This window comes from Sinorhizobium psoraleae, assembly GCF_013283645.1.
Classification (GTDB): Bacteria; Pseudomonadota; Alphaproteobacteria; order Rhizobiales; family Rhizobiaceae; genus Sinorhizobium; species Sinorhizobium psoraleae.
Genome location: NZ_JABEKV010000017.1, coordinates 25,344 through 42,563, shown reverse-complemented (window position 1 = coordinate 42,563; position 17,220 = coordinate 25,344). Strand labels below are relative to the sequence as shown.

Below are 17,220 nucleotides of genomic sequence, written 5' to 3'. Positions count from 1 at the left end.
TGGACAGCACCTCTGGATTTTTGAGCAACAGAAAGGTCGCAAAACTGAGGAGGCCGCTTGTCGTTTCGTGTCCGGCAACGAGGATGGTGATCATCTGGTAGCCGATATTCTCCCGGCTCAGCGTCTCTCCCGTTTCCTTGTCCTTTGCCGTGAGCATTACATCCAGGAGGTCGCCGCGCTCTCCAAGCCTTGGATCACTCAGCCGCTCCTCGATCAGCGCATTGGCGACGTTTCGCAAAGTCTTCGTGTCGGCATGGAAACGGCGATTGCGCAGCAGCATCAGCTTGGACGCGCCCTGCGGGAGGCGCGAACGGTTGCCCGCCTCGTCGAGCGCGCCGGTCATGGCCGCAACGAAGGGGTGCATCTCTTTCTGGTAGAAGCTGTTGAAGCGGCAGCCGAAGGCACAGAGCGCAATCGTGTCAAGCGTCAGCCGCGTCATGTTGTCGGCGACATCAATCTCTGTGCCCGGACCGAATCGCTCCCAGCGCACCATCATCTGCTCAGCGACGTCGAGCATCGGGTTGAACATATTTCGCAGCCCGAGCGGCCCGAACGCGGGCGTCAGCAGGCGATGCGCTTTTCCCCAGTTCGGTTCTTCGTCATAAGCCGTGAACAGGCCGTCTTTCGCCACCGCCCGCAACTCCCGGAGCGGAGGATGCAGGGCTTTGCGGAACCGGCTTTCGTCGCACAGCTCGGCTGTGAGTTCCTGGCTGCTGACGATGATGATCTCCCGCCCGAAGGACTTAAGTCGGTAGATGGGTCCGAGGTCTCTTGCCAACCGCATCAGGCTTTGGACGGGAGCATCGGAATCGATGGACGTCACATGACCAAGGACGGGAAATCCCTTTGGCTCGGGTATTGGTTGAACCTTCGACATATGTTCGACTCCTCAAAGCGACCGCAATAGCGGTCGACTTTCGATGCGGTCGGCATTGCGCGCGGCCAGGGTGATGGCTTTCCAAATTTGACCCCCCACTTCCGATGAGAGAACATCGACTGGAAAAAAGAAAATCGAAACGGCGCCGGTGCCACGTGACTGGATGGCAAACAGTAGCACCATGATCGCAACGGAGATCGGCAAGACGTAATCGTGAAATGCCGGTGTGACGAGCGTGAGCCCCTCGACGGCGGAGAGAACTGAAAGTGCCGGCGTGATCATCGCATCGCCGATGAAAAGGGCGGCACCAAGAATCCCGGCCATGAACATCACCGTCGCATATTTTGGCGCCTTCTTCAGAAGCAGGGCAAGCAGGGACAGCATACCCCCCTCGCCGTCATTGTCAGCCCGAAGCAAGAACAGCACGTACTTGGTCAGGCTCCACGCGAGGCCGCTCGACACCGCAGGTTGTTGATTTAGCCGCCTGATAAACGTCAGATAGACTTCATCACCATAGATGACGCGGTGCCGCGTCGGTGTAAGCGCATCAGCAATGGCGCACTATTGCATTCTGGCGAAAGAGATCGGACAGACAGTCCAACCATCCAATTGTGATAGCATGTCGATATCTCCGTGCGAAAAAATCGGTCCGTTGCGTGTTGTCAAAATCCCTAGAAGCAAGATGCGCGCCAAAGTTCATCCTGGCGAGAGCTCGTCCTCACGGTTCTCCGACAAGGCGCGTGGTCTTGGGTTCATCGATTCACGCAACGGCCAGACCGAGGGGCGGATCAACCGCCTCAAGACCGGCAAGCTCGCCGTACGGCCTGGCCAGCGCTGAGCTCCTCAGCGCCAGAGGCTGCCGGTCCACGTCCTCGATCACCACCCAATTGGAGGAAGACCCCTTCCAACTGCCAATGACAGTAGCTGCACTCGTTGTCGGCTATTTGACAATGTCGGACATGAGACAGTGCGCTGTCAGCGTTTTCGCGTTGTTTCGACGATTATCTGGTTTGGCGCAGTAGTTGCTTGGCCAAAGAGAACTAGCCTCGCAGAGCAAACAGGAGTTCCTCCATGAACAGCCTCGCCGAACAGGCAGTCGCCACCACGAGATCAATGCCAGCGAAGCCCGCCGGTTGGCATGTGGGGACGCCAAAAACCTCACGACGCGGCGACGCAACTGGCGGTCGCTCCTGATGAAGCCGAGCAGGTGCGACACCGTAGAGCGCCTCACTGAAGACCGGTCAGGTTCTGAACTCGCCCGGCAGTTTCCACACCAACTGGCAGATCGTTAGGCGTATCCGCGCCGCGCTCCCGCCCTAGTCCCGCAAATTGATCACTCTCCAGCAAAGGATAACGAATGTTCTGCGATCGCTTCCATTCCCTGCGGGGGTCGACGCGGCCTGCCTGGCCACGGCAGGGCGCAGCCGGTCACCAACACCAGTGGCTTGTGCCGTGGACAAATTCTGACGCCACACAAAGGATCTGAGGCGAAGAAGCTCAGGCCCAAAAGGGAGGCGCTGCACGATAGACGCGGTCAGCTGATGAAGCGCGTCTCCATCAGATCCGTAGCGATCTCCTGTTTTCTAATCGCTGCCCCATCATTGGGCGTCGCAGACAACCTTCCATTTTCCTCCGACAATGGCAATTTCGTCGTTGTCGGCGATATCGGCTTTGCCAACATCAAGGCCCAGGAATTTGTCTATCAGGGCGACCACAAGCTCAGCCAGCTGAACTGGGAAAGCAAGGGGATGACCCTTGTCACCGTCGGTGTGGACGCGCAGATCGACAACGACTGGAGCTTGAAGGGTAGCGTCAAAGTCGGCGCCATCGGCAACGGTCACATGACCGATTACGACTGGGTGAACCGCGAGCACGATTACTGGAGCCACCGCCCGGTTCATCCCGGTACCGAACTCGATCATTATCTCGTCGGAGCGATCGAGATCGATCGCATAGTTTACGGCAACGAGACCAGCAGCTTCGCGGTCGGCGCCGGTGTCCGATATACCGACGTCAAATGGACCGCCTATGGCGGGTCCGGCATCCATACGATAAAAAAGTTCCGCGATACACCTGTGGCATGGTCATCCGCAGAAAAGGTCATCAGCTACCGGCAAAAGGTTCCGGTTGGCTTCCTCAGCCTGAGCAGCGAACACGTCCTCGGCGATCTTACCATCAGCGGCGACGTCGCCCCAGTGGACGTCGATGTCCTTGATGCCGAAGCTCAAGCTCCCCAACCATTCTTTCGTTTGGCACAGTACATGCAAGGTTCTCAGCGAAGCCTTAGGATCGAGGATAAATATTTGTCGCAAGCTGGTTGTGAATGTCCATCCAGTACTCTGAGCACAGAGCAAACACTGGAAGCGGGCAAACAGCTGCAATCTTTCTTTTTCAATGCATTACCGAGGTCGCACTTTGATGGACGGCTTACTGCCCGCTTCTGCTAAAGTATTTGAATCTGTTGTTTCGCGCTTTGCCCAATCGGCAAAAGAATGTGCCGACCGTCCCGCCCTGTATTCCGGCGAAGATTACCTGACGTATGGCGAACTGGACGATCTCGCCGCTCGACTCGCCGCCGCGCTTGACGCTCATGGCTGCACTCCGGGCATGGCAGTTGGGGTGTTGATGCCGCGAGGGCCAGTGCTGCTTGCCAGCATGTTAGCGATATTTCGGCTGCGCGCGGCTTACTTGCCCCTAGATACTGTATACCCCACAGATCGGCTGCGGCGCATGGTTGAGCGTAGCGAATGCGCCATTCTGGTCACCGCTCCGGACGACTTGGAGCTTGCCCAGGCAATTGCCGGAACCGCTTCGATCGTCAATGCCTGTCTAGCTTCCTCAATGCCGGCCCCGCCTACAACATTCCTGGATGTGCAGCCGGGTGATGCCGCCTATATCATTTTCACGTCAGGAACAACCGGCGGACCAAAGGGAGCGGTGCTCTCACATGCCGCGTTGGCCAACCACGTCAACGCCAAAATAGCGGATCTCAGCCTTTGTGCGACCGACCGCGTTGCTCAAACGGCCTCGCACTGCTTCGACATATCACTCTGGCAATTCTTGGCAGCCCTCGTCGTCGGTGGAAGCATCGACATTTTGCCTTCGGCAGTCATTGTGGATCCTCACCGATTGTCAAAAACTTTGCACGATCGAAGGATCACAGTGATTCAGTTTGTGCCATCGCTCTTGCGTGCCTACCTCGTTTCGACAGAAGGCGAGAGCACACCTCAGTTTGACAACCTGCGCTGCATCTCAACTGTCGGCGAACCGCTGCCACCCGATCTATGTCGCAAATGGCTGACGCACCATCCGAAAGTTCCCATCCTTAATCACTACGGCCCAACGGAGTGCGGCGACGGCGTCACGCATCACTTGGTAACGCAGCCGCCAGCCGTCGATGAAACCTACGTACCGATCGGCCGACCTATTCCCGGGCTTCGTGTCTACCTTGTCACGCCGGACAGTGATCCTCTGAAGCTTGCATCGAGAGGAGAAGTTGGGGAACTATGTGTCAGCGGTGTTGGCGTCGCTCAGGGTTACATCAATGACCCGGAACGTACTGCCGCGGTTTTCGTGGCGAATCCGTTCGACGACACGCCGAGCCACAGCCGTTTGTATCGGACAGGTGATTTGGCTCGCATGCGGCCCGATGGTTTGCTTGAGTGCCTTGGCCGAGCGGATCGGCAGGTCAAGGTGCGGGGCTACCGCGTCGAATTGGCAGAAATTGAAACTGTTCTCAACAGCCATCATGGCGTGATGGGAAGCGCTGTAGTCCTGCATCGAAGCCAACATCGACGGGCGAAGCTCACCGCCCGTGAAAAACTGGGCTGGGAGAGTAGCTATGGAAATGGAGCAGCCGTCGATGCAGATCTTGTGCCGCCTCGACTGATTGCCTTCGTCGTTCTGCGCGATCACTGCACTTTGAGAGATCTGCAAGAGCATCTAGGCCGATACTTGGCGCAGTACATGTTGCCGGATCAAATTTTTGAAGTGCCGACGCTCCCACTCAACGCAAACGGTAAGCTCGACTACGGCCGCTTGCCGGTGGCAGATGGAATGCGCCCGCTGTCCGATGTTGCCTTCGTGTCGCCACGATCAGAAATCGAACGACGGCTTGCGAAGCTTTGGGAGCAGATCCTGTGCGTGGCTCCTGTCGGCCTCGACGAGGCCTTCATCGATTTGGGCGGCGATTCGCTGCGAATGATGTTGCTCGCCAATCGGGTTCACTATCTTTTTGGTCGCCAGATACAACCGGGCCAACTTCACCGTTTAACGATCCGGGGGTTAGCGCGGAAGATTGAGGAGAGCGCCGAGACACAGTTGCCTCCCATTGTCCGCGTTTCTGCGGCTGCGACGAAAGTGGTGCCGCCAACAGGCCTTCAAACTCACCTGTGGTTCCTCTGGAAACTTGACCCCCAGGCACGAAACTACACGCTTCGGACGGTCGTGAATCTTGATGGTCCTTTGGACCGGAGTGCATTCGAGACGGCCTGGACCGATTTGCTCCACCGTTTTGATACGCTGCGGGTGAGATTCCTGGAGAAAGATGGCCAGCCCCTGATGGCCTTCGACGCGCCTTTACCCCGGCTAGAATACCAAGATCTCTCGCCGTTGCCTCGAATGGCTCAAGCCGAGCATATCGCGGCAATTCAGGGGCGGCACAACACGCGACCGTTCGATTTGGCGACTGGCCCACTCCTTCGAACCACGCTCGTCCGTAGGAGCGAGGGCCGGCACGAGCTTTATCTAACTACCCATGAGATCATCATGGACGCATGGTCACTTTCGGTGTTGGCACGCGATCTACGACTCCTCTACGAGAGTCATATGGTAGGCCGCGGCGCAGATTTGCCAGCACAGCCGGAAATTGGCCTCGGCGATTACGCTCTGTGGGAAGCAAGAAATCTCACCCCTGAACGCTACAACGTTCAACGGGCATACTGGCAGCAGATGTTAAGTGGAGAATTGCCGGTCCTCAAGTTACCAAGCGATCACGAACGCCCTCGACACCTCACATATGCCAGCCACGCCCAGGGGCTAGCATTGGATGCAGGGCTGACTGCCGCGCTTCGTCGCGTGGCTGCTGATAGCCGGTCAACACTTTTCGCGACACTTCTGGCAGGGTATGCGATCGTGTTGGGGCAACATGCTGGACAGGACGAGGTCGTAGTGGGCGCGCCTCACGTAGTCAGGCAGCGCCCCGGCACTGAGCAGCTTCTTGGCTTTTTCCTCAACATGCTGCCGCTGCGGCTCAAAATCGACGACGCGGAAACCTTCACAATGTTGGTAAAGAGCGCACAGGAAACTGTCTCCGGCGCCATTTCACATGCTGACTATCCGTTCAGTCGAATGCTGGAGAGCCTTAACATCGAGCGACGCAGCAACATCTCACCGGTCTTTCAGGTCATGTTCAATATGTACTCGGAACAACCGGAAGAAGTGCACGGAGACGGCGGACTGACCATTACAGTCCGTGAACTGGAGCTGGGCTACGCGAAGTACGATCTGACACTCTACGCGCAGGAGGAAAGGGACGGCATCTATCTTCAACTTACATATTGCAAGGAGATCGTCCAGGCACCTCAAGCCGAACGGATCCTGCGCAATTTGGAACACACGTTGAAGCGTTGCGTCGCAGCGCCCGATGCGCCGCTCGGTTCTCTCGGTCTATTAAGCGAGAATGAACTGCGATTTCTTGGGTCTTTCAACGATACCAGCCGCAATTTTGGTTGCAAGGCGACCTTACGTGAGCTGTTCGAGGCCCAGGTGCTACGCACTCCAGAAAACATTGCCTTTTTCTGGGACGGGGGCCGAATTTCCTACGCTGAGCTGAACGACTCTGTCGATCGTGTTGTCAATGGCTTAGCTGGTCTAGGTGCCCGCGAAGGTGATCGAATAGCAATTGCGACAGATCGAGGAATTGCAACGCTGGTGGCAATTCTTGCTTGCGTGAAGGTGCACGCCGCATATGTCTGCTTAGGGCCTGAGTTGCCGCAAGCTCGCGCCCTTCGCATCTTACGGGCAACATCCCCGAAGGTCATGCTAACTGACAACGAAGTTCATGCTTCCTGGACATGCTACAAAAACTTGCCATGCGAGGTGGTTTCACTTGGTTCCCTCTCAAGAACCGCTTCGATAGGGGAGTTGCCCCGTCCAGTCTTGCCGCATGATGTCCTGCACATCGTCTTCACGTCAGGAACGACCGGGGAACCGAAAGGCGTGCGCGTACCGGCGTCCGCGTGCCTGAACCGTTTGCACTGGATGTGGTCAGAGTTGCCGTTCCTTGTCGGTGATGTTGCGGTGGTCCAGAAGTCCGCAACGCTCGTCGCAAGCAGCTGGGAAATTTTTGGTCCGTTGCTGCAGGGGGTTCCCGCCTATTTGCTGTCACGAGAGGAGCTTGTCGTCCCAGAACGGCTGCTGTCCGTCCTTGAGAAGCATAAGATCAGTCATCTCCTCGCCGCCCCACCCATTCTGGATGGATTGATCATGGCACGTGCGGCCGGCGGGCGGCCCGCAAGCGCGCTTCGCCTAGTCGTCAGCAGCACACAGGCACTGCCGGCTGACCTCGCCAAACGCTGGACGCTCGCGTTTCCAGCCACAGATCTTTTTAATTTCTACGGCTCTACGGAGTGCAGTTCCAATGCCGCCTGGCACCAAGTGGATCATTCACTTCCGATTGATGCACGTAATGTTTCTATAGGCCGACCGCTTGCAAATGTGCAATTGAGCGTGCGAGGCAGGAAGCTGCAACTTTTGCCGCGCGGCGCTTTGGGTGAGTTGTGTGTTACAGGCGCATGCCTGAGTCTTGGGTACCTCGAAAATAGTGAGCAATCGGCAACACGGTTCGATATGACGGAAGATGGCCAGTTGCTCTACCGAACTGGTGATCTTGCCAGATTCCGGGAGGATGGGACGCTTGAGCTTCATGGTCGCGCTGATGACCAAGTAAAGCTGAATGGTTACCGCGTCGAACTCGATGAGGTCGCGCATGCGCTCCGCACGCACCCCGCCGTAAGCGATGCCGCGGTCGCGTTGCATACCATGCCCAAGCGGGGCGACGTCCTGGTGGGCTATGTGGTTAGCACTGCCGATCTCCCCGATGACGCCGGCCTTTTGGCATTCATTCGGGAAATACTTCCACCATACATGGTGCCAGCGCGCATTGTGCGCATTGATGACCTGCCTCGCAATCCAGGTGGCAAATTGAACCGGCGCGCCTTACCAATGCCAACGGCGATGTCCGGCGGCAGAGGAAGGAAGCCGCAAACAGTAACCGAGACAGCCCTCGCGCAGATTTGGGAGCGCCTGTTGGGCCGCACCGAGGTTTCAGCCGAGGACGAGTTCTTCGCCCTTGGGGGAACTTCGATACTAAGTGTGCGATGCGTATTCGACGCCAGCCGTGGCGGCTTGCGCTTCACTGTCGGCGAACTCTACAATCACCCTCGGCTAGCCGATCTCGCGTGTCTCATTGACGCACACAAGGATGCTGTGCCCAATGAAACTAGATTGGATCGCATCAAGTCCGAGAACGTGGCCCCGCCTTTTTCACCCACCATGCGTTTCATTAGTCAGCACGTGGGCATAGGTGAGCACTTCAATATGTACCGCCTGTGGAAGTTCAATGCGGGAGAGCTCAACGCAGCGCTCTTATCGCAAGCAGTCGCAAGACTGAGTGATGAGCACCCCATGCTCCGTACCCGACTCGTTCGCTCAGACGGGATTCCGGAGCGGACGCTCCCGACCGACGACCCGCTATCGTTAGAGCGTATCACGCTTCCGGCCAATTCGCCGGAAGAGTGGGAACAGATCGTGTCAGAAAGAGCCGAACAGGCACAGTATGCCTTCCGGTTCGACGGTCGCACCCCCCTCCTCAGGGCGTTGCTATTCGAGGGCGGCCAACCGCAGACACAGCGGGGTTGGCTATTCATTATCGTGCATCACTTCCTTACGGACGGCTACGGCTTTCGTCTGTTAATTGGGGAGCTGGAACGACTGTATAGGACTGCTGCGGCCGGATTAGAGATCAAGCCAACAGCCCTCACGGGACACGCCAGCATAGCCAATTGGCTTAACCTCCTCCGCAATCATGTGATCGATCATGCCGAGGAAGAGCTCGGGTACTGGGAAACCAGACCTTGGACAGCACTAATGCCCTCCGGTTCGCCACTGGCCCTACCGGCGGGGCCGTCTGGAGGAGCTCCAACACCATCCACCCCGTTCGGCGCGCGTCGCATGCACGCGTTGTTGCGGGCAGGCAAAGTGGACAGCGATGAGTTCTTGAGGCTAGGTGAATCCGAAGCCTGGCGCCTTCTCAGCATCCCTCAAGCAGAAACCGCTGCACTGCTGGGACTTTCCGATCGTGCTGGGATAGACGGGCTGGATCTTATTCTGTTGGCTCTTTTGCGGACGTTAGGTGGCGATCGGCCAGTGCTTGGACTTTACGTGGACAGCATTGCGGCCCTGCGCACGCCTGTGTTAGGCGGTGTCGATCTATCAAGCAACCTTGGTTTCTGCTGTGAATTCTTGCCGGTGCCGCTGGTCATCGATGGCACTGAAGGAGCAATGGCGCAACTGCGCTCTGTTGCCGCCCAACGTCGCGGGATACCGGCCCTTGGACTTGGCTTGCGTGCTCTCGAAGCGTTTCATCCTGACGAGAGAGTGGCGGAGCGCGCGGCGCGCTTACCAACTCCGCGTGTTTTGATCAATTTCCGCGCTCCGCTCGCTGCCATCGGTGGGCATCGTTTTTTGGAGCTACAAGAGGCGCCGTTATGGTGTGGCGAAGACATGGGTTTTAACAAACACCATTGGCTTGAATACACAATCGACGAAATCAATAGCTGCTTGCGCATACTGCAATGGCATAACCATTGTCGTATTGACGGATCTTTGGCCACGGCAACTGCGAAAAATTTGCAGAAGAACCTGACGGATGTCATTCGCGAGACATGCAATACAGAACAATAACTCTCACGGAACCCAGTATCCGATCATTTTCTACGTAAAGCAGGCACTCATGAAGTCGACCCGGTTGGAACAACTCGAGAAAGAAGCCATGGCGCCACTTGTGCTGAGGCTTGCCGTACCAACGATTGTGGGGCTTTGTGTCAGTGCGGCCTACCAGCTTCTGAATGCTTTCTTCGTTGGACGCCTTGGGGCACAGGCGGTGGCCGCGCTTGCGATTACATTCCCGATTACCATGATCCTAACACTTATCGGGCAAGCGGTTGGGACTGGGACAGCATCAAGCATGGCGCGCAGCCTCGGCCGGCATGATCATGCATCGGCGGCAGCATTCGCTTTGACAGCTATTGGCTTGGGCTTGAGCATCGCTATACTGGCTTCTGGTTGTATCGCAACCAGCATCAGCGTCCTCCTGGCATGGTTTGGAGCTAGCGAAAACACCCTGCCCTACGCGATTGAATACCTAAGGCCGCTCCTGTTTGCCCAAGTGCTGCTCGTATTCAACATGATCTGCGGCTTCATCGTGAGGGCCGAAGGGAACACGTCAATTAGCATGATCACGCAGATTGTGGCATTTGCCCTTAACGCTGTGCTCGATCCGCTGCTGATCTTCGGATTGGACCTGGGGATCGCAGGAGCCGGTTTCGCAACTTTGGTTGCGCAAGCAGCCGCGGCCGCCGTTTACGTGTGGCATTTCGCGACCGCGCGCAGCGTGGTCACGCTGGGCGATCATTCAACAATCGGTCCGTTGGAGCGTATACGTGTCATCTTGACGGTAGGAGGTCCATCGGCGCTCGCGACTATGATTAGCATCGGGGGTATGTGGTTGCTCAATTCAACGGCCGCCACATTCGGCGACGATACTTTGGCCGGGGTGGGTGTCGCAACGCGGCTGCTTTCCATAGTGGCTCTACCAATCAGTGGCCTGTGCATCGGTGCCCAGTCTGCGATCGGCTACAACATCGGCGCGGGAAGGAGCGACAGAGTGCGGCAGGCATTAGCCGTAATATTATCTCTCTCCTTGGCGTTCTCATCGATGTGCGCCTTGGTAGGCATCGCCCAATCGCGCGCTTTGGCCGCGTGGTTTGTTAGCGATACTTCGGCTGTCGCTGTTGCGGAACACGCAATTGCTGCATTCCTCACCGCTTTTGTTTGCTTTCCCGCAATGGCCGTAACCATCACGCTGCTTCAGGCCAAGGGCGAAGGGGCACAGGCATCGCTGCTCGCAATTACGCGCCATGGCCTATTCCTGATGCCACTCCTCCTAGTGTTGCCGCGTTGGCTGGGCGTCAGCGGTCTCATCATCAGTCCCGTTCTCAGTGAGGCCGCTGCTGGCTTGACTGCCATGCTCGTCCTCTATCGAGAATGGCGGCGCTTGAGCAGAGAAGAACGTTCGCTTCGCGTTTAAGAGCGCAAAGCTAATTTCGGCGACGAAGTTGAAGCACCACAACGGAGACAGAAGCTTATCAAAGGAACTGCTAAAGATTTGGCAGATTGACCTGAACGTCCCACCCCACCCGTGGCCGGACTGCCTTGCCTGGTTGGATCACGACGAGCAGGAAAAATACCATCGTTTGAAGCATCGAGACGACGCGCGAAGGTTTGCAGCGGCGCACGTGGCCCTACGCCGAATCTTGGCCGGTTGCTTGCTTATTGAGCCCTGGGATGTGAAATTTGCGTATAGCCAATGGCGTCGCCCATACGTTCGCGAAGGGCCTCTTTTTTCGATGAGCCGGAGCGGCGATCTGGCACTTATCGCTGTCTCTCATCAGCCTTTGCTCGGCATCGACGTCGAATACCTCGACCAAGCGGTTGAGTGGAGCTGGCTTGAGACCATTTGGTCGCCGGCAGAATGGCGACGGCTTCGGACGATGACGAATGCTCCTGAACTATTGTTGCGCCTTTGGGTTCGTAAAGAAGCCGCAGTAAAGGCTCTGGGACTCGGACTTGCCCACCCCCTGTCGCAGGTCGTGGTTCCACTCTTGGGACAAACCGGCCCCAATGGTGCGCGTCTGTGGCTTCGGAACGAGCAGGGAAGCTTCTGCTGGCGCGTATACGATTTACCAACAAAGGTTGGTTTCATCGGATCGATCGTAACGGCGCGGCCTGTCGCTCCTGAGAATTTGGTAGTGCATGGGTTCCTGCCGTAGGTGATTGGGCGGGGCCGTTGCCGAGAGCCCAGGCCCACGTGTTTTACCGCCGCGGCGGGGGGGATGACCCAAGATCCTTCGTTTGGCGCTCCGAGCGCGCTCTATCTTCGGCAACGAGAGCTGCGTTTTCCCTCGACCCGCACCCACGGTATTTTGTGCCAGAATGAAGTGGTAAGCAGCAGCATCGGAGGGACATCGATGAACGGACATCGCAGGTTGCAGTCAAGGTTTAAGAGCGTCGCACAAACGGATATTGAAGCCATCGACTGCGGCTGGAGGAACCGATAACTTTAGTCTCCACGTCTCGCGAGCTTTAGTCAGAGCGATAACGCTTGCCAGGTGTCCGGAAATCCGACAGCTGAAAGTTTCAGGTGTTCAGAGTTCGGGAATTTGCGAAATGTTCGAGAAGCCGCATGCGCCAATCGGGCGTGAGTTCACGGTTCTCAAGAGAGGACGCAGGCCAAGGCGGCATAGATGCGATTGTTGCCTTCGTCAGCCGCGACAAGGTGATCCGGTAATGGCTGCCGAAAGTGCTCCGCCAATTCATCCTTCGATGATGCCGCTCTAATATCGAGGCGATCCGGCCATTCATCGTGCTTGGATCTTCCCGTTGGCGTCTGGAACGGCGAACCTTCCATCCATCTTCGCACGATCGCCATGCGCAAAAGCGCCGCGGCGGCCGAATGCGAGAGATACTTCCGTCCGGATGGAAAACCAACCCGTTCTATAGCGTCCAACACAATGAGACGGAGCGTCTTGTCGATGGGGTAGAAATGAGCAATCTAGAGGCTGCGAACTCACCTCGCGTCAGCTAGAGCTCAGGATATAGCGGCGATTTGAAGCGAGGGCGGGACGCGCATTCATCGAATAGAGCGCAGTGAACCTCTTGATATCAGCCACGTCCACCTCGGTCGGGTCTATCGCTACCATCCAGTCGACGATCTCGCTGCAGGGTGGCGTGGTGAGCGACCCCTCATAGGCCCAATATTTGAGCGACGTCGGCAGCAAACCGCGCGGATCGACATAGTGGAGGGCAGTCTCGTCACCGGCCTTTTGGGGGAAGGCCGCCGCCAAGCTGGCAAAGGTCGTATTGGCGGCGCCCGGCACAAGGAAAACGCCCAGCACGCCGAGCGCACCCGTTTCGGCGTGCTTATGGACGAAATGCACCTCCATCGGGAAGCGCTTGCCCTCGACCAGATGTTCACTCGGCGCATGGAAATGGTACTGCACCAGCTCATAAGGTTTGTCGCCTCGGCGGAGCGTGCCGCCGGGCGTCGCTTTCACCTGGATCGTGTGCCCATTGTTGAGGATCGTGCCGCCACTTTTCCAATTTAACGCCAAGCCCGGGATATCGGCCTTGATCGCGCCCCTGATGTCGAGCGGCGATTGCTGCGAACCGGACGAACAGGCACTGTTCTCTTTGCTCAAAGACCCCCAGTGCTCGGGACCCGATTCGCCTTCATAGCTCCAATGCACGCCTTCCGCTGCGTAAGCGGTCTTGACGCAAAGCGGGCAAGCAGCAAGGAAGGCCAAACGTTTGATGAAGTCACGCCTTTCCATATTCTTTCCCTTTCGGATGAGACGAGCAAATAGCGCTCGGCGTCGAAGAAACACACAAATTCAATTGTCTAATGACCCATCGATCGCAGTGGCGGTCATGATGCTTTCCGGCATAGTTGCGCCCTCGATCGAGGGTCTGCGGTAATTTCTCTCCAACAATCATCGGCGAGCAAGCTGAAATAAGTGGAGCAAGAAAGCAGGGGCATTCGTTGCGAATGCATGTGCGCCCTCCTCAAATACCTAGCTTGATTGGTTCTTTCGATGCCCTGGGGCCACGTGATCTGCTTCTGCATACTACTCTTCTTGCTGCGTCAGTTCGTCGTAGCGATCACGCCGAAGAGCTCTTCCGCCGGCAATCTCCTTCTCGATCTCGCAGATGCTTTTTTCAGACCGGATGCGGTCGCAGAAGTCGCGTTCCGGCAATCGCTGCGCGCATGGTGTGATTGACCCAAATGACCGTGGAGATGCCGGCGTCGCGATAGGCCGAGACCGGCGTATTGTAATATTTCGTCGGGACGATGCAGACCGGCAACTTTCCGTTCCACTCCTTGGCAAAGGCCAGGATCTGGTCTGCGACAGCCTTGCGGGAATGAATGAGGATCACATCCGCTCCGGCTTTCCCACAGGCCGCGGCTCGAAACAGCGCTTCGTCAAGGCCATGGTCGCCGATTAGCGCTTCGATACGGGCAACAAGGATAAAATCGGATCCGGTCGTGTCCCTGACAGCCTTAAGGCGGTCGGAGTATTCGTCAATATTGGCCAGCGGATGTTTGTTGCCGAGAAAGGAGTTCATCTGTGGGAGGCCCTTGTCCTCGAGGCAAATGCCGGCGGCGCCGCGCTGGTGGAGTTTCCTGGCGACTAGACCTGCATTGTTCAAATTGCCAAATCCACTGTCGCCGTCGACGAGGACCGGAATATTGGTCGCGTCCACCATGCGTTCGACGACGTCGACGACCTGTGTCCAGCTCGCTTCGTTGATATCCCGGTAACCGAGAGCTGAGGAGATCGAAAGCCCGGACGCCCACAGGCCCTTGAACCCGGCGCGTTCGGCGATCGCCGCCGAACGACCGTCGTGTGCTTCCATCAGAAATGTGAGATCGCTCGAAAAAAAAAGTTCGCGAAGGCTTGTCGATGATGGGGGCGCCGGCAGGACTTCGGCATCCATTGGATCTGAAACCGGCTTGTTCATGGGTCACCCCTCCTTCATGAAGCTCATGAATGGAGATTTTGCTAAGAAAAATCAAGTAGTCTCTTGGTATATTTTTGGATATACTCGTGCCTAGCTGGACTATGTCGAAGCTTATTAATATTTGCAGTCTGTAGGCAATATCTCCGACGAATATACTCAACAATATATCCGATGCCGCAGTTGACAGCCTATATGAGAAAAGGTCTTCTCGATTGAGCAAGTTTGAGAACGTGGCGAGAGTCACCAATGGCGGGCTTCGCCGGCGCCAGCCCCGTCGACAATCGGTGTCACGAAAATCCACCGGCGGCCACGTTGCCGCCGCTAGCTGGGCCCGGTGCAGGTGCGCATGGCGGTAAAACCGAGAGAGCGGATCGAGTATGACCAATTTCACAAAGATGACGCAGTTTCGTCCTCTGCCGGTGTCGGGCGTGACGCTTGGCGGATACCTAGGTGAGCGCCAGGACGCCATCTGCAATTCGACCGCTGCGGTACTGCTCGATCGCTGCGTGGAAGTCGGTATGATCGACCGGATCGACGTGTCGGTGGAAGCGCCTCTATTCCATGGACACCCCGCAACCGCGGAGATGTTCTGGGACAGCGACTTCGGTAAATCAATCGAGACCATTGCCTACTCGCTGTATCGCCGTCCCAATCTAGAACTCGAGGCGCGCGCCGATCGAATTATCGATCTCTACGAGAAGCTTCAGCAACCGGACGGCTATTTGAACTCGTGGTTCCAGCGCGTGCAACCAGGCAAGCGATGGACAAACCTCCGGGACACGCACGAGCTTTACTGCGCAGGACATCTCATCGAAGGCGCAGTGGCCTATTACCAGGCAACCGGCAAGCGAAAGTTCCTGGACATCATGTGTCGCTATGCAGATTATCTGGCAATCCTCTTCGGGCGCGGACCGGAACAGATCCGCGGGTATTGCGGCCATGAGGAGATCGAGCTTGCCCTTGTCAAGCTCGCGCGGGTCACCGAGGAAAGGAAGTATCTGGACCTCGCCAAATACTTTATCGATGAGCGTGGCCAGCAGCCTCACTTCTTCGATCTGGAAGCACAGCGGACAGATCGCGACCCTGCGGTCTACGAATACAATCAATCGCACCAGCCGGTGCGCGAGCAGAAGAAAGTCGTCGGCCACGCCGTGCGCGCCATGTATCTCTATTCCGGCATGGCCGATATCGCCACGGAATTTAACGACGATAGCCTGACGGCGGCGCTGGAAACACTGTGGGACGATCTCACCACGAAGCAGATATACGTCACCGGCGGCGTTGGCCCGGCCGCCTCGAACGAGGGCTTCACCGACCACTACGACCTGCCCAACGACACCGCATATGCCGAGACCTGCGCCTCTGTCGGGCTCGTCTTCTGGGCGAGCCGCATGCTCGGCCGCGGCCCGAATCGCCGTTATGCCGACATCATGGAGCAGGCGCTCTATAATGGCGCCCTTCCGGGCCTTTCGATCGACGGCAGGACCTTCTTCTACGACAATCCGCTCGAAAGCACCGGCAAGCACCACCGCTGGAATTGGCATCCTTGCCCCTGCTGTCCGCCCAATATCGCCCGGCTCGTCGCATCCATCGGCTCCTACATGTATGCGGTCGCCGAGGATGAGATCGCCGTGCATCTCTATGGCGAAAGCGTCGCGCGGCTAAAACTCGCGAACGGCGCTGAGTTCGAACTCAGGCAAGAGACCAACTATCCCTGGGAGGGGGCGATCGCGTTTACGACGAGGCTCGCAAGGTCGGCGCGGTTCTCGCTGTCGCTGCGCGTACCGGAATGGGCGGAGGATGCGACCTTGAGCGTCAACGGCACGATGGTCGATCTTTCGGCCGTAGTCTCCGACGGCTATGCCCGCATCGAGCGCGAATGGGCGGACGGCGACCGAGTCGATCTCGAACTACCGCTTGAGCTTCGTCCGCAATATGCCAATCCGAAAATCAGACAGGATGCCGGCCGCGTCGCGCTGATGCGCGGGCCGATCGTCTATTGCGTCGAAGAGACGGACAATGGCGAGGACCTGAACGCGATCGTTCTACCCCGCGAGCTTCCGGGTGCCGAGGCCGTCGTGCTCGAGGACCTGAAAGACGCCGTCGCCATCGACCTCGCTGTCGAGCGCGAGGACGCGGCGAACTGGGGCAAGGCGCTTTACCGACAGGCACCGGCTGAACGCCGCCCTGCCAAGGCGCGCTTCGTGCCCTATCATCTTTGGGACAACCGAGCGCCGGGCGAGATGCTCGTCTGGATGCAGTCGCACAAATAGCTGGCTCGCACCCTGCAGCCGTGCATCGTCGTGCTGAAGGACATCGATCTGGTGGGCCGGCATCTGCGGGCTTGGCGGTTCTCTCACATATATCTCAGTGCCTTCGCTTGAGATATCAGCCAAAGGTACGGCCAATTGCAGGTACTGAACGACCTTAGCCTGACCGTTCGGCGCGGAGAGGTCGTCGTCTGCGGGCGATCCGGGTCCCGC

General features: G+C 57.5%; 8 protein-coding genes and 2 pseudogenes. 6 read left to right on the top strand and 4 right to left on the bottom strand.

The annotated features are described in order from the left end of the window. Together ILFOPFJJ_RS33200 and ILFOPFJJ_RS33195 are read right to left on the bottom strand one after the other, a co-directional pair. On the bottom strand, nucleotides 1-877 hold an 877-nt coding region (locus ILFOPFJJ_RS33200), incomplete at its 3' end, for a cytochrome P450 (RefSeq protein ID WP_173514658.1). 117 nt (nucleotides 878-994) lie between these two features. After that, nucleotides 995-1,432 (bottom strand): annotated as a pseudogene (locus ILFOPFJJ_RS33195) (KUP/HAK/KT family potassium transporter); the annotation flags it as partial. A 127-nt stretch (nucleotides 1,433-1,559) separates the two neighbouring features. Here ILFOPFJJ_RS33195 and ILFOPFJJ_RS33190 point away from each other — a divergent pair. From ILFOPFJJ_RS33190 to ILFOPFJJ_RS33170, 5 genes are all read left to right on the top strand, one after another. After that, nucleotides 1,560-1,715 (top strand): hypothetical protein, encoded by a 156-nt coding sequence (locus ILFOPFJJ_RS33190; RefSeq protein ID WP_173514657.1) that lies wholly within the window; start codon nucleotides 1,560-1,562, stop codon nucleotides 1,713-1,715. A 703-nt stretch (nucleotides 1,716-2,418) separates the two neighbouring features. Beyond that, complete coding sequence (locus ILFOPFJJ_RS33185; RefSeq protein ID WP_173514656.1) at nucleotides 2,419-3,324, top strand: omptin family outer membrane protease; 906 nt, start codon at nucleotides 2,419-2,421, stop codon at nucleotides 3,322-3,324. Beyond that, nucleotides 3,296-9,841 (top strand): non-ribosomal peptide synthetase, encoded by a 6,546-nt coding sequence (locus tag ILFOPFJJ_RS33180; protein WP_173514655.1) that lies wholly within the window; start codon nucleotides 3,296-3,298, stop codon nucleotides 9,839-9,841. Before ILFOPFJJ_RS33185 ends, ILFOPFJJ_RS33180 begins: the two co-directional genes overlap by 29 nt. Before the next feature lie 49 nt (nucleotides 9,842-9,890). Beyond that, nucleotides 9,891-11,246: an MATE family efflux transporter gene (locus ILFOPFJJ_RS33175; protein ID WP_173514654.1), complete on the top strand. Its 1,356-nt coding sequence runs from the start codon at nucleotides 9,891-9,893 to the stop codon at nucleotides 11,244-11,246. Between the two features lie 28 nt (nucleotides 11,247-11,274). Further along, nucleotides 11,275-11,988 (top strand): 4'-phosphopantetheinyl transferase family protein, encoded by a 714-nt coding sequence (locus tag ILFOPFJJ_RS33170; RefSeq protein WP_173514653.1) that lies wholly within the window; start codon nucleotides 11,275-11,277, stop codon nucleotides 11,986-11,988. Between the two features lie 807 nt (nucleotides 11,989-12,795). On the opposite strand, the gene ILFOPFJJ_RS33165 is transcribed toward ILFOPFJJ_RS33170, so the two are convergent. Further along, nucleotides 12,796-13,548: a carbonic anhydrase gene (locus tag ILFOPFJJ_RS33165; RefSeq protein WP_173514652.1), complete on the bottom strand. Its 753-nt coding sequence runs from the start codon at nucleotides 13,546-13,548 to the stop codon at nucleotides 12,796-12,798. Nucleotides 13,549-13,842: 294 nt separating this feature from the next. Further along, nucleotides 13,843-14,737: pseudogene (locus ILFOPFJJ_RS33160) on the bottom strand (isocitrate lyase/phosphoenolpyruvate mutase family protein). A gap of 377 nt (nucleotides 14,738-15,114) precedes the next feature. Between ILFOPFJJ_RS33160 and ILFOPFJJ_RS33155 the strand changes: the two are divergent. Beyond that, nucleotides 15,115-17,010, top strand: a complete 1,896-nt coding sequence (locus ILFOPFJJ_RS33155) for a glycoside hydrolase family 127 protein (RefSeq protein WP_173514651.1) — start codon at nucleotides 15,115-15,117, stop codon at nucleotides 17,008-17,010. The last annotated feature ends 210 nt before the right edge of the window (nucleotides 17,011-17,220 follow it).

Bases quoted from the DNA above. Each gene is read 5' to 3' on its own strand.
- ILFOPFJJ_RS33155 (WP_173514651.1), top strand. From the start codon at position 15,115: ATGACCAATTTCACAAAGATGACGCAGTTTCGTCCTCTGCCGGTGTCG.
- ILFOPFJJ_RS33175 (WP_173514654.1), top strand. From the start codon at position 9,891: ATGAAGTCGACCCGGTTGGAACAACTCGAGAAAGAAGCCATGGCGCCA.
- ILFOPFJJ_RS33190 (WP_173514657.1), top strand. From the start codon at position 1,560: ATGCGCGCCAAAGTTCATCCTGGCGAGAGCTCGTCCTCACGGTTCTCC.
- ILFOPFJJ_RS33185 (WP_173514656.1), top strand. From the start codon at position 2,419: ATGAAGCGCGTCTCCATCAGATCCGTAGCGATCTCCTGTTTTCTAATC.
- ILFOPFJJ_RS33180 (WP_173514655.1), top strand. From the start codon at position 3,296: ATGGACGGCTTACTGCCCGCTTCTGCTAAAGTATTTGAATCTGTTGTT.
- ILFOPFJJ_RS33165 (WP_173514652.1), bottom strand. From the start codon at position 13,548: ATGGAAAGGCGTGACTTCATCAAACGTTTGGCCTTCCTTGCTGCTTGC.